The following is a 19,709-nucleotide window of genomic DNA, read 5'->3' as shown; positions in this document are numbered from 1 at the left end:
TATACAACTTTCCAGCCTGAAGGATCAACCATGACCACCTATTTTGCCCCGCGCGCTCAGCTGGCAGATGGCTGGCACAGCCACGTGACGCTGGAGGTCAGCGACGCCGGTTTTATCACCCGCGTTACGCCAGATAGCGCGCCGGGCGCTGCTATACCGCTGGCGGGGGCCGTCATTCCCGCCATGACCAACCTGCACTCGCACGCTTTTCAGCGCGCGATGGCGGGACTGGCTGAGGTGGCGGGCGATCCGCAGGACAGCTTCTGGACCTGGCGCGAGCTGATGTATCGCATGGTAGCGCGGCTGACGCCGCAGCAGGTGGGCGACATTGCGACCTGGCTCTATATTGAGCTGCTGAAAGGGGGCTACAGTCAGGTTGCTGAGTTTCACTATCTGCATCACGATCCGCAGGGCCAGCCCTATCCGGATGATGCCATGCTGCAGCAGCTGATGCTGGCCGCTGAGCGCACCGGCATCGGCCAGACGCTGCTGCCGGTGCTTTACAGCTACAGCAGTTTTGGCGCACAGCCCGCCAGCGCCGGACAGCGCCGTTTTATCCAGCAGACCGGCGCTTATCTGCAGCAGCTGCAGCGCGTGGCCGCGGTCTGCGCAGATAAACCGCTGCTGAACTACGGCGTCTGTTTTCATTCGCTGCGCGCGGTCAGCGAAGCGCAGATGCACGACGTGCTGGCCGCAGCGCCGGGCGATCTGCCGGTCCATATCCACATTGCCGAGCAGGAAAAAGAGGTCAGCGACAGCCTGGCGTGGAGCGGTGAGCGTCCCATCGCCTGGCTGATGCGCCGCTTTAACGTTGATGCACGCTGGTGCCTGATCCACGCCACCCATCCGGATGAGAGCGAGCTGCAGCAGCTCGCCGCCAGCGGTGCCGTTGCGGGATTATGCCCGACGACTGAAGCCAACCTCGGCGACGGTATTTTTCCGGCGAGTACCTATATTGCCCGGGGCGGACGCTGGGGGATCGGCTCTGACAGCCACGTCTCGGTCAGCGCCCGTGAGGAGCTGCGCTGGCTGGAGTACGGGCAGCGGCTGCGCGACAGGCGGCGCAACCGTCTGGCGCTGCCGCAGCAGCCGTCGGTGGGCGATCTGCTGTGGCAGCAGGCTGCGGCCGGGGGCGCTCAGGCGTGCGGCATCCGCAGCGGCGTGCTGGCACCCGGCCTGCGCGCCGACTGGCTGGTACTGCGCGACGACCCGCTGCTCAGCGCAACCCCTTCCGATGCGCTGCTCAATCGCTGGCTGTTTGCCGGCGCGCGCAGCGGGATCCGCGATACGTTTGTCGCCGGCCGGCAGGTGATCGCTGACGGCCAGCATGCAGAAGAGGCGCAGGCGGCCATCCGCGTTGCCGACGCGCTGCGGGCGCTGCAGTGATCCGCCGCTTTTGCCACGACGCGCTGCCGGTCAGCCGCTGGCGCAACGGCGGCGGCGAGACGCGCGAAATCGTCAGCTTTCCCCCCGGCGCGGCGGATTTCGCCTGGCGGGCCAGCATCGCCACGCTTGACGCCAGCGGCCCTTTTTCGCTGTTTCCTGGCGTGGATCGGGTGATTACCCTGCTGCAGGGCGACAGCCCGCTGCTGCAGAGCGGCGGGCTGACGCACCGGCTGCAGCCCTGTCAGCCGTGGCGCTTCGCCGGAGAAGCCCCGGTGCAGGCGACAGTGCACGGCCGCTGCAGCGATTTCAATATCATGACCCGCCGCGACAGCTGGCGGGCGGAGGTCAGTATCCTGCAGCAGGCACCGCAGCCGGGCCGGCACGGGGTGGCGTATGTGTTAGCCGGTGCGTGGCAGTACGCCTCCGGCGAGGTCCTGCACCAGACGCAGGGGATCTGGTGGCTGGATGAGCCACTGACGCTGACGCCGCAGAGCTGCGATGCCCTGCTGCTCTGGTGCCGGCTCAGCCGTGTCCTTTAAAACGTCCCAGCAGCTTATAGCGCGAGCCGGGATAGAGCAGCCGCGCATAGGTCACAATCTTACTGTCGCTCCACGTCTGCCGCCGAATCAATAAGCAGGGTTCGTGCTCCTCCAGCGCGAGATGCCTGCGCTGGCGCAAATCGGGCAGTACCGCCTCAACAATATGCTCGCCGGCGGTCAGCGGCGCGACCCGCATCAGATAGGTATAAGGGGTAACGCTGTGATAATCCTGCTTCAGGTAGTCCGGCGCCATCTGCGGGTTCACCAGGCGATCTTCCAGCTGTACCGGCAGATCGTTTTCGTAATGCACCATCAGCGAATGAAACAGCGGCTGGCCGGTGCGCATCCCCAGCAGCGCCGCCTGCTCCGGATCCGCCCGCCCCTGCGTCAGGGTCAGGATCTGGCAGCGGTGCTGATGACCGCGCTGCGCAATCTCATCCGCAATATTGTGCACCTCCAGCATCGCCGTGTAGCCTTTCATCTCCGCGACAAAGGTGCCCACCCCCTGCATACGCAGCAGGTAGCCCTCGGCGGTGAGTTCACGCAGCGCGCGGTTGATGGTCATCCGGCTCACGCCCAGCTCGCTGACCAGCTCGCTCTCGGAGGGCACACGCTGCCTGGCTTTCCACTCTCCCGCGCGGATCTGGCTGATAATCGCCTGTTTAACGCGCTGGTAAATCGGTGCCGGTTCATCGCCCATTGCGGCGGCTAACTGCGCCAGTGCCGTTTGCTCGGTCATCTGCTGTTCCTTTCTGCTCTGAGAAGGAAAGTTTACTGTTCCGCCAGGCAGATGTATAGACATGCAGTAGTGCAGCGCAGCGGCTGCGGGTGCAGAGGCTGCTGCTTTAGCGTGCATCAAATTGGCTGATTAGCCTGCCTGCCCGCAGTGCGGCACATTTCACAAATTGCAGTGAAACTGGCATAGCGCTTGCTACTTGTATAGACAGGAATAACAAACCTGTGCTTCACTCGGTTTACCGCGGGTGAAGTAACCTGACGCATGGCGTTAAGAAGCGTGACTTTTCCCGCCACTTACTTGTATATACAGGAGTAGATCATGTCGCATGCACTGCAGGAAATCTGCCTGGAACCCGGTAAGGTGGATCTCGCGACCCTGCGCACTATCTATCAGCAGCCGGTGACGTTACACCTGACGCCAGCGGCGCGCAGTGCTATTCACCGCGCCCATGCGACCGTCGACGATATCGTCGCGTCCGGCAGCGTGGTGTATGGCATTAATACCGGCTTTGGCAAGCTGGCACAGACGCAAATTCCCGCTGCCCGCCTGGCTGAGCTGCAGCGTAACCTGGTGCTGTCGCACAGCGTTGGCCTCGGCGATCTGCTGCCGGATAACGTCACGCGTCTGGTGGTTGCCAGCAAGATTATCAGTCTGGCGCGCGGTCATTCCGGCGTCCGTATTGAGCTGGTGGATGCCCTGCTGGCGCTGTTTAACGCCGGCGTGATGCCCTCTATTCCGGCTAAGGGCTCAGTAGGCGCGTCTGGCGATCTGGCTCCGCTGGCACACCTGTCGCTGATGCTGCTGGGTGAAGGCGAGGTGCGCATTGCCGGTGAACGGCGGCCGGCAACGGAAGGTCTGGCGCGCGCCGGACTGACGCCGATTGTCCTCGGGCCAAAAGAGGGACTGGCGCTGCTGAACGGAACCCAGGTCTCAGCGGCCCTGGCGCTGCGCGGCCTGTTTGAAGCGGAAAATCTCTTTGCTGCTGCACTGATGGCGGGCGCGCTCTCGCTGGAGGCGATTAAAGGCTCGGTTAAACCCTATGATGCGCGCATTCATCAGGCGCGCGGCCAGCCTGGCCAGATCGCTGTCGCCGCCGCCGTCAGCTCGCTGCTCAGCGGCAGCGGGATCCTGCAGTCGCACACCCACTGCGGACGCGTTCAGGATCCCTACTCTGTCCGCTGCGTGCCGCAGGTGATGGGGGCCTGCCTTGATAATCTCAGCCACGCCGCGCGCGTCCTGCAGATTGAGGCCAATGCCGCCTCCGATAACCCGCTGGTTTTCAGCGACAGCGGTGAAGTGATCTCCGGGGGCAACTTCCACGCCGAGCCGGTGGCGTTTGCGGCTGACATTATTGCGCTCGCCGTGGCCGAAATAGGTGCTATCTCCGAGCGCCGTCTGGCGCTGCTGCTCGACAGCACTCTCTCCGGCCTGCCGCCTTTCCTGGTGCAGGATGGCGGCGTCAACTCCGGCTTTATGATTGCCCAGGTGACCGCTGCCGCGCTGGCATCAGAAAACAAATCGCTGGCGCACCCTGGCAGCGTAGACAGCCTGCCTACGTCAGCGAATCAGGAAGATCACGTCTCTATGGCCACCTATGCAGCACGCCGCCTCGGAGAGATGTGTTTTAACACCGCTGCGGTGGTCGGCATTGAAGCGATGGCCGCAGCCCAGGGCATTGAGTTTCACCGGCCGCTGCAGAGTTCGGCCATCCTTGAACAGGAGATGCAGCGCATCCGCAGCAGGGTGGCGTTTCTTGCCAGCGACCGCCTGCTGGCACCCGATATCGAAGCGATGCGTCTGTGGGCTGCGGGCACGCAGTGGCCCGACGCGCTAATAACCTTGCTGCCGAGCCAGCGCCAGAACCAGCACTGAGGAGTGAATCATGAGCGAAACCCTGACGCAGGCCGTGGCCCGCGAAATCCGTGCCCCGCATGGCAGTGAACTGCACTGCGCTAACTGGCTTATCGAAGCGGCCTGGCGCATGATCCAGAATAACCTCGACCCCGATGTCGCCGAGCGTCCGGACGATCTGGTGGTCTACGGCGGCATCGGCAAAGCCGCACGTAACTGGCCCTGTTTTGAGCAGATCCTGCGCTCGCTGCGCCTGCTGCAGCCGGATGAGACGCTGCTGATCCAGTCCGGTAAACCGGTGGGCGTATTCCGCACCCATGCCGACGCACCGCGCGTGCTGCTGGCTAACTCCAACCTGGTGCCGCACTGGGCGAACTGGGATCATTTTCATGAGCTGGATCGCGCCGGCCTGATGATGTATGGCCAGATGACCGCCGGCTCGTGGATCTACATTGGCGCCCAGGGCATTGTGCAGGGAACGTTTGAGACCTTCGCCGAAGCGGGCCGCCAGCACTATAACGGCGATCTTGCCGGCCGCTGGATCCTCACCGCGGGCCTCGGCGGCATGGGCGGCGCACAGCCGCTGGCCGGCGTGCTGGCGGGTGCCTGCGTATTAGCGATTGAGTGCCAGGAGTCGCGCATCGATTTTCGCCTGCGCACCCGCTATCTCGATCACAAAGCGCGCACGCTGGATGAGGCGCTGGCGCTGATTGAACAGGCCACGGCGGCAAAAGAGGCGATCTCTGTCGGCCTGCTGGGCAATGCGGCGGAGATCCTGCCGGAGCTGGTAAACCGCGCCCGCGCTGGCGGCATACGCCCCGATATCGTGACCGATCAGACTTCTGCGCACGATCCGGTCAACGGCTATCTGCCGCAGGGCTGGGAGGTGGCACGCTGGCAGGCGGAGCGCCAGCGCAATCCGAAAGGCGTTGAACAGGCGGCGCGCGCCTCCATGGCAGTGCACGTCCGGGCCATGCTCGATTTTCACCATATGGGCGTGCCGACCGTGGACTACGGCAATAATATCCGGCAGGTGGCGCTGGACGAGGGGGTCAGCAACGCTTTTGACTTCCCTGGTTTTGTTCCCGCCTATATCCGCCCGCTGTTCTGCGAGGGCAAAGGCCCGTTTCGCTGGGTGGCGCTCTCGGGCGATCCGGAAGACATTTATAAAACGGACGCAAAATTAAAGTCGCTGTTTCCGGATAACCTCAATCTGCATCGCTGGCTCGACATGGCGCAGGCGCGTATCGCTTTTCAGGGCCTGCCCGCCCGTATCTGCTGGCTCGGACTGGGCGAACGCCATCTGGCCGCGCTGGCGTTCAACGAGATGGTACGCAGAGGCGAGCTGAAAGCGCCGGTGGTGATTGGCCGCGATCATCTCGACTGCGGTTCGGTGGCATCGCCTAACCGCGAAACGGAAGCGATGCGCGACGGCTCGGACGCGGTCTCTGACTGGCCGCTGCTTAACGCGCTGCTGAATACGGCCGGTGGCGCCACCTGGGTCAGCCTGCATCATGGCGGCGGCGTCGGCATGGGTTTTTCCCAGCACGCCGGCGTCGTAATTGTCTGTGACGGTACGCCGGAGGCGGATGCACGGCTGGCGCGCGTTTTGTGGAATGACCCGGCCACCGGGGTAATGCGCCATGCCGATGCCGGCTACGAGCAGGCGCAGGCGTGCGCCGTGCGGCACGGGCTGAACCTGCCGATGCTAACGTAACAGCCGTTTACGCAGGGAAGCGTAGCCGCTATCAGGGAGGGTTGTATATTCCACAAGGATATAATCTATAGCCAAATTATTCCTTTTAGCGATAGACGCTCCGGCGACATATCACTACAGTGATGACTTATCCCCTGCGCTGGCGCGCGTTGCAAACGGAGCCCTCTGTTATGAGTCTGCCTGCTCTCCTGCTGGAAAATGCCCTTAACTGGCGTCATCAGTTACATCAACTGCCTGAGCTGGGCTATCAGGAACAGCAGACCAGCGAGCTGGTCGCCCGCGTACTGGAGCAGGCCGGGCTTCAGGTATTCCGCGGCATAGCGGGCACCGGCGTCATTGGTACGCTGGAGAACGGTCCGGGGCCGGTGATTGGGCTGCGCGCTGATATGGATGCGCTGCCGATCACAGAAAAAGGCAGCGCGGCGTGGAAATCGACCCGGCCCGGCGTGATGCACGCCTGCGGTCACGACGGCCATACCGCTATTCTGCTGGCCGCCGCCTGCCAGCTCGCCGCCACGCGCGATTTCAGCGGCACCATCCACTTTCTGTTTCAGCCCGCCGAAGAGAACCTCGGCGGCGCACGCCGCATGGTAGAAGAAGGTCTTTTCTCGCGCTTCCCTATGGATGCCGTCTATGCAATGCACAACTGGCCCGGACTGCCGCTCGGCACGCTGGCGGTGAATCCGGGGGCGATGATGGCGTCGCTCGACTCCTTTGAGATCACCCTTTCCGGCCGCAGCTGCCATGCGGCCATGCCGGAAAGCGGCGCCGATCCGATGGTCGTGGCGGCTGAGCTGGTGCTGGCGCTGCAGACCATCCCTTCACGCCGCCTTTCGCCGCTGGCGTCCGCCGTGGTGAGCGTGACGCAGATCCACGGCGGCGAGGCGATTAACGTCATCCCGGAGCAGATCACGCTGCGCGGCACGGTACGCTGTCTGCAGCCGGAGGTGCGCGAGCGGGTGCGCGGCCTGATTGAAGAGTTTGTGACCGCGCTGCCGCGACCGTTTGGCGTCAGCGGTGACATTCACTGGTATCCCGGCTATCCGGTGACCGCAAATCACCCTGCCCCGGCACAGCAGGTGCGCGAGGTGGCGGAGCAGATGCTGGGGGACGCGCAGGTAAAATGGGCGTGCAGCCCGTCGATGGCGTCAGAAGATTTCGCCTGTATGCTGGAAGCCTGTCCGGGCGCCTACTTCTGGCTGGGCGCCGACGGCGAGGTGCCTTCTGCGCCGCTGCACAACGCCAGCTACGATTTTAATGATGCGCTGCTGCCGGTGGGGATTACTTTCTGGCAGAAACTGGTGGAGAGCGTACTGGCGAAACGCTGAGCCGCTACCGTCTGCTAAACCGGGTGCGCAGCACGCCCTGCACTGCGCTTACATGCCCGCCTGCTGCAGCCTGATCTCAGCAGCAGATAAGTTTGCCGCTTCACCCGTTGCCACCAGGCAGCAGGCGAGCTGCAGCCGCAGCGACTGCGGCACGGCACGCGTGCCGTTCAGCACCTCATCACTCCAGCGCGCGGTGGTTTCAGCCTGTTTGTTCTCCGGCAGCGCTTCCACACGCTCCGGCTGCCGCTCAACCCAGATCTGCGCCTCACCCGCCGCGCCGGCAATATAGTTGATCGCCGGACAGCGCAGCGGACTGGCATACACCTCGCCTTCCGTGCCGTTGAGCAGAATAGCGGGCGCGTCTATCGCCTGGAAAAATGCGCCGACGCGCGGCACATATTCAGGATGCGACACGCTGGCAAGACGCAGCGCGGCGCGTTCGGCAAACGGCGTGGCCAGCTTTGCCAGCGTATGCGCGCTGTTGCGCACGCCCATCCGCCAGCGCAGCGCCAGCTGTCTGGCCACAGGCGGACAGAGGTTATCGATGGTGATAAACGCCAGCTCGCCGTTATCCAGCGCCGCCTGCGCCTGCGCGGCGGTCGTTACCGCCGCGATGCCTGATGCGGCAAGCACCGCTTCACTGGTTACGCGCGTGGCGTCTTCGCTGACACCGTGCAGCAGCACCGGAAAGCCCAGCTTTACCAGCAGCCGCGCCAGCAGCGGCGTCAGATTGCCCTGACGGCGCGCGCCGTTATAGCTGGGGATCACAATCGGCATCGGCCGGCCGGCCGGCGCCTGCAGCCGCAGCATACGCTGTTGCATGGCGTGATAGAAACCGCGCATCTCCGCTTCGCCTTCGCCTTTAATCCGCAGCGCAATCAGGATCGCGCCCAGCTCCAGCTCCGGCACCTCCTCTGCCAGCATGGCGCTGTAGAGCGCCACCGCAGTGTCGAAATCGATATCGCGCGCATGGTTTTTACCGCGCCCGATCTCTTTAATAATTTTATTCAGTTCCATAGTTACGCTTCCTGCTTTCTGGGCGCGCCGCAGTGCGGCGGCCGGAACGAGTAGCCGCTCAGCGCGGCTACTCAGGCTTTTCGTTTGCGCCTGGCGCTTTTTTTCTCTTCCGGCACCGCAGGCTGCTCGATCGGAAACACCGGCAGCGCCGCCAGCAGCCGGCTGCCGTAGCTTTTGCTGAGCAGACGGCGATCGTAGATCACAATCTCACCAAAACAGTGATGACTGCGGATCAGGCGCCCGACCTGCTGTATCAGCGTAAACGAGGCGCTGGGCAGGCTCTGGACTTCAAACGGATAGCGGCGCAGGCTTTTCAGCCACTCGCCTTCGGTCAAAATTACCGGACTGTCTACCGGCGGGAAAGCGATTTTATGAATATGCACCTGCGACAGCAGATCGCCTTTAAGATCGAGCCCTTCGGCAAACGACTGCAGGCCTACCAGAATGCTGCTGTTTCCTGCGGCCACCCGTTCGCGATGCAGCGTCACCAGCCGGGAGCGCGGCTGATCGCCCTGCACCAGCATCGTGAGACGCAGCTCCGGCAGCTGCGCAACAAACTGCTGCATCGCCCGTCCGCTGGCAAACAGCACCAGCACGCCTTTATGTTCCCCTTCCGCCATCTGCTGGCGGAAAAAGCGCGCCATTTCGGCGATATGCTCAGCTTCGTTTGCCAGCAGCGGCTCATAGCGCATCTGCGGGATCACCAGCTTGCCCTGGTCGACATGATTGAACGGAGAATCTAGCGCCACGAAACGATCGCCCGCTTTCTCACTCAGTCCCGACATCTCCTGCAGGCGGCTGAAGCTGCTGAGCGAACGCAGCGTGGCTGATGTCACGACCACATGCGGAATTTTACGCCACAGCAGCTTCTCCAGCTGGTCGCTGACGCGGATGCCGGCGCAGTGAAACAGCAGGTGCGCCTGCCCCTCGCGCAGTTCACGCGTCACCCATTTAGAGACCGGCGCGTTTGAGGCTTTTTCCATCGCCGCCAGCCGCCAGAGTTTACTGATGGCTTCAAACCAGCCAAAGTGCCGGTTGAGCTGCAGAATCGCTTTATGCAGGCGCATAATATCCGCCTTACCGGTCTGCTCGCCCAGCTCATTCAGCAGCCCCTCACTCAGACCGCGCAGCGCGTCGCTAAGCTTAAACAGTCGCGCACAGAGCGTGAGCAGCGCTTCCGGCAGCTCCCCCAGCACAAAACGAAACTCACCCGGCTGATTATCGGGCGGCAGCAGCGGATTGAGCGCCTGACTCAGCGCCTGCAGCAGCTCGCGCATCTCTTCGCAGTGCTGTTTGAGCCGTTCAGGATTGGTCAGCGGCGGGGGCGATTTGGGGCGGAACTGCGCCATGATCGTCTCCACCAGCCGTATGAAGAGATCGAGCTGCAGCCCGCTCCAGCCTGGCGTGATCTCGGCGCTCATCTCCAGCGCGTCACGCGCCACTTCCGGCAGATGGTGGCCCTCATCCAGTATCAGCATCAGATGCTTTGCCGGCGGCAGCACCGACTCATTTTCCATAGCTGCCATTACCAGCGCATGGTTTGCGACGACGACGTCAGCCTGTTCAATCTCGCGCCGGGCGACAAAAAAGGGACATTCACGATACCAGCGGCAGTGGTGAGCCAGACAGTTGGCTTTATCGGTCGAGAGGCGCCGCCACAGGCTGTCATCGATCGCCTTCTCCGCGTGATCGCGCAGGCCATCCCATGTATGGCGGCTGAGATCTTTCTCCAGCCCGGAACAGATTTTCTGCTCCTCTTTTGAGCCGGTCACCGCCTCTTCATCCAGATAGAACAGCAGGTCGCCCTGCTGATCGTCGCTGGCGGCCAGCGCGGCCAGATTACGCGGGCAGACATAGCGTCCGCGGCCAAAGGCCGCCGTAAAGGTGAGATCGGGGATGATCTTTTTCAGCAGCGGGAGATCTTTGGTGAAAATCTGATCCTGCAGCGCCACGTTAGCTGTGCTGATCACCAGCCGTTTTTCATCGGCACGGCTTACCGCAATGCCGGGGATCAGATAAGAGAGCGTTTTACCCACGCCGGTAGGGGCTTCAATAGCCAGATGGCGCCCCTCATCGCCCGCCAGACTTTTTGCCACTTCGGCAATCATCTGGCGCTGCGGCGCGCGCGGGATAAAGTCAGGAACCTGCTGCTGCAGCGCCTTATACCATTGCGCAATCTGGCTTTTAATCGCTGCTGTCAGAGCCATAATTATTACTGTTGAGTTAATCCGGCCTGTATTTTTACACAGTAATCTGGCAGCGTCAGCCTCAGCGCATCTTTTTTCGCACCCGCTGCCCGTTACAGCAGTTTGTACATCAGGGTGGTCGCCTCCATAACCCCTTCCGTTGAGCAGGCATAGTGCGGTATCTCTCCGGCGCTCTGCCAGCCCAGAGAGAGATAGAGCTGGCTGGCCACGTCTCCGCTGCGGGTATCCAGCACCAGCAGCGTTTTTTTCTGCGCCCGGGCCAGGTCTTCCGCCTGCAGCATCAGCTGACGCGCAATGCCCTGCCGTCGACGCTGCGGGTGCACCAGCAGCTTGCTGATTTCTGCGCGGTGATAACCGTTAGGCATCGGGCTGCCGCTCAGTGTTACGGTCGCCACCGGGATCTGATCCTGCCAGGCCACCAGCAAAATATGGCTTTCATCTGCCAGCGCAGCGGCTCTCGCCTGCCAGAAGCGCTCTATAACCTGCCGATCGCCGGCGTCGGTAAAGCCCACGCTGGCACCGTCTGCGACACAGGCCTGCAGCAGATCGCTCAGCGGAGCGATAGCGTGTGCTGCGCTGGCAGCAGTAAGCTGAGAAAACGCGATCATGGTTTGCATACCGCCAGAATATAGCGGGCGCCCGCTTGCGCATCGGCGCTGAAGGCGGAGCGTCCCGTCAGGTGAAAACGCAGGCAATCGCCGGCAGCCAGCGTCCAGCGCTGCTGCTCCATCACGATCGTTAAGCCGCCGCTCTGCAGCCAGATATGCTGCTCAAGCCCCTGAAGAGGAGGCGTGTCATAGTAAATATGTGCGCCTGGCGGGAGTACCCCTTCAATCAATTCTGTTTTAAACTGCCTTGCGGGAGGAGAAAGGGTGCGACGCTGAAAGCCGCTATCGGGATCGCGCCAGCAGGTTTGCTGGTCAGCTTTTATCAGCAGCAACGTCTCATCTTCGACCTCCTGCAACAGACGTGACATTGTCACGCCATAAGTAAGACATAACCGGTTAAGCAATGCTGCGGTAGGACTGGTCTCAGCGCGTTCAATGCGCGACAATGAGGCCCGGCTGATGCCTGTCGCCTGAGCGAGTTCATCCAGCGACCAGCCCTGCTGTTCGCGAAGCTCAGCGAGCCGCAGCGCCAGCCGGTTATCCGTTTCAGTTACTGACATAGTGCCCTCTCAGATATGAGAAACTTCTCTCTTATTTGAGAATTAACCGAAAATCGGGAAAAAACTCAAGTTGTACAATAAAATAAAGATTGTACAAGGCAGCCCCGACGGTTAAGGTGTTTTTATGCAGGTCGCAATATTTGAGGACATTATGGCCTTATACAGTATCGGCGATGTTGCCGAGCGCTGTGGAATAAACCCGGTAACACTTCGCGCCTGGCAGCGACGTTACGGTCTGTTAAAGCCTCAGCGCACCGAAGGTGGTCATCGACAATTTGATGATGAAGATGTTCAGCGTATCGAAGAGATTAAACGCTGGATAGAGAGCGGCGTGCCCGTCGGTAAAGTAAAAGCGCTGCTTGAGGGTGAAACGGTCAACGTGCACGACGGCTGGACTGCGCTGCAGGAAGAGCTGATGAGCGTGTTGCGCCACGTCCGCGCGTCAAAGCTGCGCACCAAGATTGCCACCATCGGTCGTGAGCATCCGATTGATGCACTGATCGATCACGTTTTTGTGCCGGTACGCCAGCGTCTGGGTCTCGATCAAAACACTGCCCGCACGATGTGCAGCCTGCTGGACGGCGCTATCATCGATTACGTCGCGTTTTGTCTGGCGGGTGCCCGCAAAAAACCAGGTAAAGATGCGCTGATTATCGGCTGGGCCGTGGAAGATCGCACCCGAATCTGGCTGGAAGCCTGGCGTCTGGCACAGCACGGCTGGCGCATGGATGTGCTGGCTGAACCGCTGGATATGCCGCGCCCTGAGCTCTTTCCGGGACAGCATCTGTTTATCTGGACCGGGAAACGGCCAACGCGGCGTCAGCAGGAGCAGTTTGAACACTGGCAGGCGCAGGGGTTTTCCATACAGATGCACGAACCGGCTTAATGTAAAACCGCACGTCAGGCCTTTTTCCTCTGCCGGGCGCGCGTTATCATGCCTGACTCACGGCATTAATCAGGTACTGCAATGAACTGGAATAAAATTTTTATCGGTACGCTGTTCGCCATCATGGCGATAGGCGGTATGGGTGGCATGATGCTGGTAGGCTACAGCCTTATTCTGCATACCCGGTAAACCAGCGCTGCACCCGCTCCAGCAGCCGGTCGCAGATCAGCGCCAGCAGCGCAACCAGTATGGCTCCCTGAATGACATAGGCGGTGTTAAAGCCGCTCAGACCAATGATAACGGGCGAACCCAGACTGGCCGCGCCTACCGTTGACGCGATAGCCGCAGTCCCGATATTGATCATCACCGATGTGCGTATACCCGCCATCATCACCGGCGCAGCCAGCGCCAGTTCAATCTGCCAGAGGCGCCGCCACGGCCCCATGCCAAGCCCGGTTGCGATCTCCCGGTTACTGGCCGGCACGCTCTCAATACCCGCCAGCGTCCCCTGCAATACCGGCAGTACGCCATAAAGAAACAGCGCGACAATTGCAGGCGTTGCGCCAAATCCCATCACCGGTACGGCAATCGCTAACACCGCAACCGGCGGAATGGTCTGTCCTGCCGCAGCCAGCGTCTCCAGCGTTGGCCGGAACGCCTCGCCAGCGCGGCGCGTGGCAAAAATTGCCCCGCCCACGCCCACAATCGTTGCCAGCAGAGTGCCGCTGGCGACCAGCCAGAGATGGGCCAGCGTCAGACGCCAGAAGCTCTCCTGCTGATAGAGCGGACGCTCCAGCCGGGGAAACCACCAGGCAAACAGCGCCTCACTGTGCGGTAATCCCCACAGCAGCAGTAAAAACAGCCCAATCAGCCAGCTAAGCGGCTCGCGTAACAGGCGCTTCATTGCGCCTCCCGCGGGCGCAGCAGATCGCTGAAATGCAACACGCCCACCCGCTGCTGCTGCTGATCCACCACCGGTAAGGTATCGGTCCCGCGTGCGATAAACTGCGACAGCGCTTCACGCAGCGACAGCGCAGCGGTAATCGGCTCGGCATCAACCCATTCGCCGCGGCGCGCCATGCTGCCCGCCTGCCCCAGCGCCAGCAGCCGCACGCCCAGCTCGCTGCGGCCAAAAAAGTTGCGGACAAAGTCGCTGGCGGGCTGCGTCAGCAGCGTAACCGGTGCGCCCTGCTGCACAATCTTACCGTTATCCATCAATACCAGCTGGTCAGCCAGCGTCAGCGCCTCATCAATATCGTGCGTCACCAGCACGATGGTGCGGCCGGTAAGCCGCTGAATGCGCAGCATCTCCTGCTGCAGCGCCTGGCGGTTTACCGGATCGAGCGCCCCGAAAGGCTCATCCATCAGCAGCAGTTCCGGATCGGCAGCCAGCGCGCGCGCTACCCCTACCCGCTGCTGCTGCCCGCCGGAGAGCTGATGCGGATAGCGGGTCGCCAGCCGGGGATCGAGATTCAGCAGTGCCAGCAGCTCTGCCACCCGTGCCGCAATTTTCTGCGCGGGCCAGCCCAGCAGCGATGGCACGGTGGCGATGTTTTTCGCCACGCTCCAGTGCGGGAATAAGCCGATTGACTGAATGGCGTAGCCGATGCGCCGGCGCAGTGCGCGGACGTTCATCTGGCCGATAGGCTCGCCCACAAAGCGGATCTCGCCGCTGTCATGCTCCACCAGCCGGTTGATCATCTTCAGCAGGGTCGATTTACCGGAGCCGGATGTGCCGATCAGAACCGTAAAACTCCCCTGGCCGATCTGCAAAGAGAGATCGGAAATCGCCGTTTTACCGGCAAACTGTTTGCTCACGTTATGAAATTCAATCATCTTTTCTCTCCAGCAGCGCGGACAGCAGCCGCAGCAGCGCATCACAGAGTACCGCCAGCGCCACTACCGGGATCACCCCCAGCAGAACCAGATCCAGCGCGCTGCTCAGCAATCCCTGAAAGACGATAGCCCCGAAGCCGCCGGCACCAATCAGCGCCGCCACGACTGCCAGACCCACGGTTTGCACCACCAACACCCGCAAACCGGCAAGCCAGACCGGCAGCGCCAGCGGCAGCTCCGCCAGCCAGAACTGCTGTCCGGAACTCATGCCCATGGCGCGTGCGGTTTCGCGTACTTCAGGCGGCACCTGCTCCAGCCCGGCCACCACGCTGCGTACCAGCGGCAGCAGCGCATAGAGCACCAGCGCAATCAGCGCCGGCGCCATACCGATACCGCTGATGCCAAAACGGCCGAGTACGGGAAAATGTGCAGCCAGCCCGGCCAGCGGCGCAATAAGCAGGCCGAAGAGCGCCACAGAGGGAATGGTCTGGATAAGATTCAGCAGGCTGAATACCGGCCGCTGCCAGCCAGGACGGCGCGCAATAGCCAGCCCCAGCGGCACCCCCGCCAGCAGCACCGGCATCAGCGTACCGCAGACCAGCAGCAGATGCTGGCTAAAGGCCGCATGGAACGTGGTGCTGCGGCTGGCATACTCTTTCAGCAGCGACAGCTGATCCAGCCAGCCGGTCAGTAAAAACAGCAGCGGCAGCACGCCGGTCTGCAGATTCAGCAGAATGCGCCAGACAACCTGCCGGCTTATCGCTCTGATCGCTTCTGCTGCCAGCAGCAGCGATAATCCGGCCGCACACCATAAACCGCTGCCAAACGCCGTGCGCGCCAGCGGCGAACTGCTGCGCGCCAGCTCGCTGGCACCGCTGCCGCCGAGGCCGATAAGCAGTGCAAACAGACCCTGCGCGCCCAGCAGGGTTAGCAGAGCCGTACGCCGGCCCGGCGGCCCGAACAGGCTCAGCCAGAGCAGCGCGATCGGCAGCGCCAGCCAGCCGGCGTGCGCAACCTGCCACACCATCAGCGGCTCGCCCGATACCAGCCGGTTAGCCGCAAAGCGCAGAAATGGCAGCGTCAGCAGCGTCAGCGTGATAAGCGCCGTCAGCAGCAGCGTGACCGGCTGACGGCCGGGGCGCAGCAGCAGCTGTCGCACCTTTTACAGCAACTTGTTCTGCTGCAGCCACGCGGTTGCGACCTGGCTGGCGTCCTGCCCTTCTACCGCAATCTGCGCATTAAGCTGCTGCAGCGTTTTTTCATCCAGCTTGCTGAACACCGGCTGCAGCCACTCTGCCATCTGCGGATACTGCTTCAGTACCGCTTCACGCACGACCGGCGCCGGCGCATAGATTGGCTGTACGCCTTTGGGATCGCTCAGCGTCTGCAGACCCAGCGCCGCGACCGGGCCATCCGTTCCGTACGCCATCGCCGCATTGACGCCAGAGGTTTTCTGCGCCGCGGCTTTAATGGTGACCGCCGTATCGCCGCCTGCCAGCGAAAGCAGCTGCGACTGATTGAGTTTGAAGTTATACGCTTTTTCAAACGCCGGCAGGGCATCACCGCGTTCAATAAATTCCGCAGAGGCAGCCAGTTTGAACGTGCCGCCCTGTTTCAGATACGCGCTGAGATCGTCAAGCGAGTTCAGCTTATTCTGCTGCGCCACGTCGCCACGCACGGCGATGGTCCAGGTGTTATTGGCGGGTGCCGGCGTCAGCCAGATAAGATGATTCTTCTCTGCATCGAGCTGTCTGACTTTCTCATAACCCTGCTGCGCATTTTTCCACGCGCTCGCTTTTTCATCGTTAAAAAAGAAAGCGCCGTTGCCGGTATATTCCGGATAGATATCCAGCTCGCCCGCGACGATGGCACCGCGAACAACCTGCGTATTGCCGAGCTGAATTTTGTTGACGGTTTTGACCCCGTGCTTATTGAGCACCTGCAGAATAATATTGCCCAGCAGCGAGCCTTCTGTATCGATTTTCGACCCGACCTTGACCGCATCGGCGGCGTGCGCCGCGCCCATGCTCAGCGACAGGGCAATCAGCCCCAGTAACCCCTGTTTAATCATGATGTTTTCCTTATGCCCTGTTTAGCACCCGGTGATAAACAAGCGTAGCCTGGCGCAGCAGGCGACGGGAAAAAAGCGCAGATTTTACGTCTGTTTTGTTAAGCCGGGCAAAAATTGCCCCGCACAGAAGGCGCGAGGTGTGTCCGGAGAGAGGGGCGTGTCAGGCGGTGAGGCGAAAGTCACCCAGCGTATGCGGAATACGCGGGAAGGTGTGCAGAAACCATGGCGTAAACTGTTCCGGCTCGGTCTCCATCTGCTGCTGGATCTGCCCGACTGAACGGTAGCACCAGGCGTCCGCTTCTTCCGGGTTCAGCACCGGCTCTTCATCGCTGATGGCAAAGAAGACGTGTCCATACTCATGTTCAATCAGGCCGTTACTGAGCGGCAGGTTGTAGCTCAGCTCAAATACCGGCGTCAGCGCCAGGTTCAGTCCCATCTCTTCACGCAGACGGCGCTCAGCGGCATCGAGCGTCGGCTCCTGCGGAAACGGATGACTGCAGCAGGTATTACTCCAGAGTCCGCCGCAGTGGTATTTGCTGCTGGCACGCCGCTGCAGCAGCAGCTCATGACGCGAATTAAACACGTAAACCGTTACTGCGCGATGCAGTAAGCCTTTTTCATGCACTTCCAGCTTTTCCATCTTGCCGGTGGGACGATCGAGGTGGTCAACAAGAATAACTTCTATGGCAGGCATGAGGGCTCCTTCAGAAAAATCCCTGCTATTGTACACAATCGCCGTGGCAGCAGCGGAGAAAAAGGCGCACGTTTCGTGCGCTGGCGCGGTAAAAAATAAGCTTAGCAGGCATAATCTGAATCGGCGAAGAAGAAGGTATGCAGAGGTAAAGCACAATGAGATTGCGGCAGCCTGTAAGCCGCCGCAATAGTGATGAGTGCGGTTATAGTCTGAAGCTCTGCACCACCTGTTCCAGCTGCACGCTCTGCTCCTCCATTGCACGCGCGGCTGAAGAGACCTGCTCTACCAGCGCGGCGTTCTGCTGCGTGCTGCCATCCAGCTGCGTGATCGCGACGTTAACCTGATCGATACCCATGCTCTGCTCACGGCTGGCGGACATAATTTCGCTCATCAGGGTGGTGACGCTGCTGACGCCCTGCATCAGCTCATCCATGGTCTGTCCCGCCTGCTCAACCAGCTGGCTGCCGGTATCAATATTTGCCACTGACTCTTCAATCAGCTTTTTAATCTCGCGCGCTGAGTTAGCTGAGCGCTGCGCAAGGTTGCGTACTTCTGAGGCCACCACCGCAAAACCGCGCCCCTGCTCTCCGGCGCGCGCCGCTTCAACCGCCGCGTTCAGGGCCAGAATGTTGGTCTGAAACGCGATGCTGTCGATGACGCTGATGATATCGACGACTTTACGCGATGAGTGGTGGATCTCCCCCATAGTGGTCACGACCTGACGCACCACTTCACTGCCGCGCGCCGCCACGGTGGCTGCGCCGTCAGCCAGCTGATTAGCGTGGGTGGCGTTATCGGCGTTTTGGCGCACGGTGCCGGTCAGCTCCTCCATTGAGGCTGCCGTCTCGACAATGGAGCTGGCCTGCGATTCGGTGCGCGCAGAGAGATCGGCGTTGCCGCTGGCAATTTCGCGCGAGGCCGCCGTGATCGCCAGCGCGCTGTCGCCCACCTGACGCATCAGCCCCTGCAGGTAGCTGATGAACTGGTTAAAGCTCTCAGCCACGGCGTTAAATTCCGGGCTATTGCTGGCAGGCAGGCGCTGTGTGAGGTCGGCGCCGCCGGTTGAGAGTGCTTCAATATTTTTGTGCAGCACGCCCAGACGCTTCATCATTGCGCGGACAAAGCCCAGCGATACCAGCAGCAGAATAATAGCCAGCGGGATCTGTACCACGCCCAGCCGCGTCAGCATACTGTGCGTCTGTGCATCCAGCAGGCTGGAGGGGACGTCGCTGGCGAGATACCACGGGCTGCCGGGGATCGCCTGCAGGAACAGCGTATGCTCACCATCCTCACCGCTAAACGTTGTCTGCGCCGGCTCGCTCCCCGCCTGCGTCAGCAGCGACTTCAGCGCAGTGGCCATCGGCAGCCGGGTATCGCTCAGGTTTTCCAGCTTTGGCGCACCGTCCAGCAGCGCCGCGTTCCCGACCACTTTGCCATCCGCTTCAACAATCAGCACGCGGCCTTTAATGGCGTCACCCATCTGCTTCGCCAGCTGATTAAAAAAGCCCAGCGTGACATCGATTGTGGCGACGCCCCAGACGCTGCCGTCGCGATAGATAGCCATCGCACAGTTGGTACGCGGCTGCGGGCTGGCCGCATCCTGATAGGCTTTGGCCCAGGCGCACTGCCCTTTTGCTGCCGCCATACCCGCTTTGTACCACGGCTGCTCCCAGTACTTATCGGCCGCATCGGAGTTCCAGTAAGTATTGACCTGCAGCTGATTGCTGGCGTTGCGCGCAAAGAAGGTGCTGTCTTTCTCTTTTGCCGGATCGCGCCGGTTCGGCAGCGGCCAGATCCCGCCGCCAAATACGTTGCTGTCCTGGTACTGGTTTACCAGCGCCGGCAGCAGCGTCTCTATCGTTGCGCTCTCCATCACGCCCGCTGCTTCCGTTATCGCCCGCTGCTGCGCCTGAACCCGGTTCATCTGCTCAACAATGCGTCCGGCCAGACCATCAACTTCATAGCGCACCAGGCGGCTCTCATTCTGACTCAGCTGCGGTGCGATAAACTGATTGATCACCAGTACAGTGACCAGCATCAGCACAACAAAAAATGCGACCAGCGTCGCGGTGAAACGGGATTGTGTCGTTTTAAACATTCGGATGCCCTTACCCTGGTTGGCGAGTTGCCTGATCGAGGTTAACGGCGTGTTAATGGGGAACTTGAGAGGCGCGGGATCACAAAAAAAGCAAATAGTTGAATCGGGTGACTATTTTTACAGGGTAGGAATAACCGGCGATAAGCAGAGCGGAGAATTGACTGCCTGGAGA

17 protein-coding genes are annotated in these 19,709 nt (G+C 61.4%); 6 read left to right on the top strand and 11 right to left on the bottom strand.

The annotated features are described in order from the left end of the window. Positions 1 to 30: 30 nt before the first annotated feature. Both F3J39_RS01900 and F3J39_RS01895 read left to right on the top strand, forming a co-directional pair. Positions 31 to 1,386, top strand: a complete 1,356-nt coding sequence (locus F3J39_RS01900; RefSeq protein ID WP_104084696.1) for a formimidoylglutamate deiminase — start codon at positions 31 to 33, stop codon at positions 1,384 to 1,386. After that, complete coding sequence (locus tag F3J39_RS01895) at positions 1,383 to 1,925, top strand: HutD family protein (protein WP_039383394.1); 543 nt, start codon at positions 1,383 to 1,385, stop codon at positions 1,923 to 1,925. Before F3J39_RS01900 ends, F3J39_RS01895 begins: the two co-directional genes overlap by 4 nt. Here F3J39_RS01895 and hutC read toward each other — a convergent pair. After that, a complete protein-coding gene (gene hutC / locus F3J39_RS01890; protein ID WP_039383392.1) occupies positions 1,909 to 2,664 on the bottom strand; it encodes a histidine utilization repressor in 756 nt (251 codons plus the stop codon). The two genes, F3J39_RS01895 and hutC, sit on opposite strands and share 17 nt — an antisense overlap. Before the next feature lie 318 nt (positions 2,665 to 2,982). Between hutC and hutH the strand changes: the two genes are divergently transcribed. The 3 genes from hutH to F3J39_RS01875 all read left to right on the top strand — a co-directional run bounded on the left by hutH (position 2,983) and on the right by F3J39_RS01875 (position 7,560). Then, positions 2,983 to 4,536: a histidine ammonia-lyase gene (hutH, locus tag F3J39_RS01885; protein ID WP_039383390.1), complete on the top strand. Its 1,554-nt coding sequence runs from the start codon at positions 2,983 to 2,985 to the stop codon at positions 4,534 to 4,536. A gap of 10 nt (positions 4,537 to 4,546) precedes the next feature. Then, complete coding sequence (hutU, locus tag F3J39_RS01880; protein WP_166713784.1) at positions 4,547 to 6,232, top strand: urocanate hydratase; 1,686 nt, start codon at positions 4,547 to 4,549, stop codon at positions 6,230 to 6,232. Between the two features lie 170 nt (positions 6,233 to 6,402). Then, positions 6,403 to 7,560: a M20 aminoacylase family protein gene (locus F3J39_RS01875; protein ID WP_071669016.1), complete on the top strand. Its 1,158-nt coding sequence runs from the start codon at positions 6,403 to 6,405 to the stop codon at positions 7,558 to 7,560. Between the two features lie 48 nt (positions 7,561 to 7,608). On the opposite strand, the gene ybiB is transcribed toward F3J39_RS01875, so the two are convergent. The 4 genes from ybiB to F3J39_RS01855 all read right to left on the bottom strand — a co-directional run bounded on the left by ybiB (position 7,609) and on the right by F3J39_RS01855 (position 11,952). Further along, positions 7,609 to 8,577, bottom strand: coding sequence for a DNA-binding protein YbiB (gene ybiB / locus F3J39_RS01870; protein ID WP_166713783.1), 969 nt, complete (start codon positions 8,575 to 8,577; stop codon positions 7,609 to 7,611). 71 nt (positions 8,578 to 8,648) lie between these two features. Further along, the gene (gene dinG / locus F3J39_RS01865; RefSeq protein WP_166713782.1) at positions 8,649 to 10,784 is read right to left on the bottom strand and encodes an ATP-dependent DNA helicase DinG; all 2,136 of its coding nucleotides are present in this window, start codon (positions 10,782 to 10,784) and stop codon (positions 8,649 to 8,651) included. 92 nt (positions 10,785 to 10,876) lie between these two features. Beyond that, entirely contained in the window at positions 10,877 to 11,392 is a 516-nt protein-coding gene (locus F3J39_RS01860; RefSeq protein WP_104084694.1) for a GNAT family N-acetyltransferase, read from the bottom strand. Continuing rightward, positions 11,389 to 11,952 (bottom strand): XRE family transcriptional regulator, encoded by a 564-nt coding sequence (locus F3J39_RS01855; protein WP_104084693.1) that lies wholly within the window; start codon positions 11,950 to 11,952, stop codon positions 11,389 to 11,391. Before F3J39_RS01855 ends, F3J39_RS01860 begins: the two co-directional genes overlap by 4 nt. A 151-nt stretch (positions 11,953 to 12,103) precedes the next feature. On the opposite strand from F3J39_RS01855, the gene F3J39_RS01850 reads away from it, so the two are divergent. Next, entirely contained in the window at positions 12,104 to 12,838 is a 735-nt protein-coding gene (locus tag F3J39_RS01850) for a MerR family transcriptional regulator (protein ID WP_039385767.1), read from the top strand. 169 nt (positions 12,839 to 13,007) lie between these two features. On the opposite strand, the gene F3J39_RS01845 is transcribed toward F3J39_RS01850, so the two are convergent. From F3J39_RS01845 to F3J39_RS01820, 6 genes are all read right to left on the bottom strand, one after another. Then, complete coding sequence (locus F3J39_RS01845; RefSeq protein WP_104084692.1) at positions 13,008 to 13,742, bottom strand: ABC transporter permease; 735 nt, start codon at positions 13,740 to 13,742, stop codon at positions 13,008 to 13,010. Next, positions 13,739 to 14,674, bottom strand: a complete 936-nt coding sequence (locus tag F3J39_RS01840; RefSeq protein WP_104084691.1) for an ABC transporter ATP-binding protein — start codon at positions 14,672 to 14,674, stop codon at positions 13,739 to 13,741. The genes F3J39_RS01845 and F3J39_RS01840 overlap by 4 nt, the downstream gene beginning before the upstream one ends. Then, on the bottom strand, positions 14,667 to 15,833 hold the full coding sequence (locus tag F3J39_RS01835; RefSeq protein ID WP_104084690.1) for an ABC transporter permease: 1,167 nt from the start codon (positions 15,831 to 15,833) through the stop codon (positions 14,667 to 14,669). The genes F3J39_RS01840 and F3J39_RS01835 overlap by 8 nt, the downstream gene beginning before the upstream one ends. Before the next feature lie 3 nt (positions 15,834 to 15,836). Further along, the gene (locus F3J39_RS01830; RefSeq protein WP_071669013.1) at positions 15,837 to 16,745 is read right to left on the bottom strand and encodes an ABC transporter substrate-binding protein; all 909 of its coding nucleotides are present in this window, start codon (positions 16,743 to 16,745) and stop codon (positions 15,837 to 15,839) included. A 160-nt stretch (positions 16,746 to 16,905) separates the two neighbouring features. Then, positions 16,906 to 17,439, bottom strand: coding sequence for an isopentenyl-diphosphate Delta-isomerase (idi, locus tag F3J39_RS01825; RefSeq protein ID WP_039383369.1), 534 nt, complete (start codon positions 17,437 to 17,439; stop codon positions 16,906 to 16,908). A gap of 202 nt (positions 17,440 to 17,641) precedes the next feature. After that, on the bottom strand, positions 17,642 to 19,537 hold the full coding sequence (locus F3J39_RS01820; RefSeq protein ID WP_071669012.1) for a methyl-accepting chemotaxis protein: 1,896 nt from the start codon (positions 19,535 to 19,537) through the stop codon (positions 17,642 to 17,644). Between the last annotated feature and the right edge of the window lie 172 nt (positions 19,538 to 19,709).

The sequence above is a fragment of the Pantoea sp. Acro-807 genome (genome assembly GCF_011752675.1).
Lineage (GTDB): Bacteria > Pseudomonadota > Gammaproteobacteria > Enterobacterales > Enterobacteriaceae > Pantoea > Pantoea eucrina.
The sequence above is the reverse complement of the archived record's forward strand: the minus strand, read 5'-3'. Positions and strand labels throughout refer to the sequence as shown.

Excerpts from the sequence above, each read along its gene's own strand:
- hutH (WP_039383390.1), top strand. The coding sequence starts at position 2,983 with ATGTCGCATGCACTGCAGGAAATCTGCCTGGAACCCGGTAAGGTGGAT.
- dinG (WP_166713782.1), bottom strand. The coding sequence starts at position 10,784 with ATGGCTCTGACAGCAGCGATTAAAAGCCAGATTGCGCAATGGTATAAG.
- F3J39_RS01840 (WP_104084691.1), bottom strand. The coding sequence starts at position 14,674 with ATGATTGAATTTCATAACGTGAGCAAACAGTTTGCCGGTAAAACGGCG.
- F3J39_RS01820 (WP_071669012.1), bottom strand. The coding sequence starts at position 19,537 with ATGTTTAAAACGACACAATCCCGTTTCACCGCGACGCTGGTCGCATTT.
- F3J39_RS01875 (WP_071669016.1), top strand. The coding sequence starts at position 6,403 with ATGAGTCTGCCTGCTCTCCTGCTGGAAAATGCCCTTAACTGGCGTCAT.
- idi (WP_039383369.1), bottom strand. The coding sequence starts at position 17,439 with ATGCCTGCCATAGAAGTTATTCTTGTTGACCACCTCGATCGTCCCACC.
- F3J39_RS01900 (WP_104084696.1), top strand. The coding sequence starts at position 31 with ATGACCACCTATTTTGCCCCGCGCGCTCAGCTGGCAGATGGCTGGCAC.
- ybiB (WP_166713783.1), bottom strand. The coding sequence starts at position 8,577 with ATGGAACTGAATAAAATTATTAAAGAGATCGGGCGCGGTAAAAACCAT.
- F3J39_RS01830 (WP_071669013.1), bottom strand. The coding sequence starts at position 16,745 with ATGATTAAACAGGGGTTACTGGGGCTGATTGCCCTGTCGCTGAGCATG.
- F3J39_RS01855 (WP_104084693.1), bottom strand. The coding sequence starts at position 11,952 with ATGTCAGTAACTGAAACGGATAACCGGCTGGCGCTGCGGCTCGCTGAG.
- F3J39_RS01845 (WP_104084692.1), bottom strand. The coding sequence starts at position 13,742 with ATGAAGCGCCTGTTACGCGAGCCGCTTAGCTGGCTGATTGGGCTGTTT.
- F3J39_RS01850 (WP_039385767.1), top strand. The coding sequence starts at position 12,104 with ATGGCCTTATACAGTATCGGCGATGTTGCCGAGCGCTGTGGAATAAAC.
- hutU (WP_166713784.1), top strand. The coding sequence starts at position 4,547 with ATGAGCGAAACCCTGACGCAGGCCGTGGCCCGCGAAATCCGTGCCCCG.
- hutC (WP_039383392.1), bottom strand. The coding sequence starts at position 2,664 with ATGACCGAGCAAACGGCACTGGCGCAGTTAGCCGCCGCAATGGGCGAT.
- F3J39_RS01860 (WP_104084694.1), bottom strand. The coding sequence starts at position 11,392 with ATGATCGCGTTTTCTCAGCTTACTGCTGCCAGCGCAGCACACGCTATC.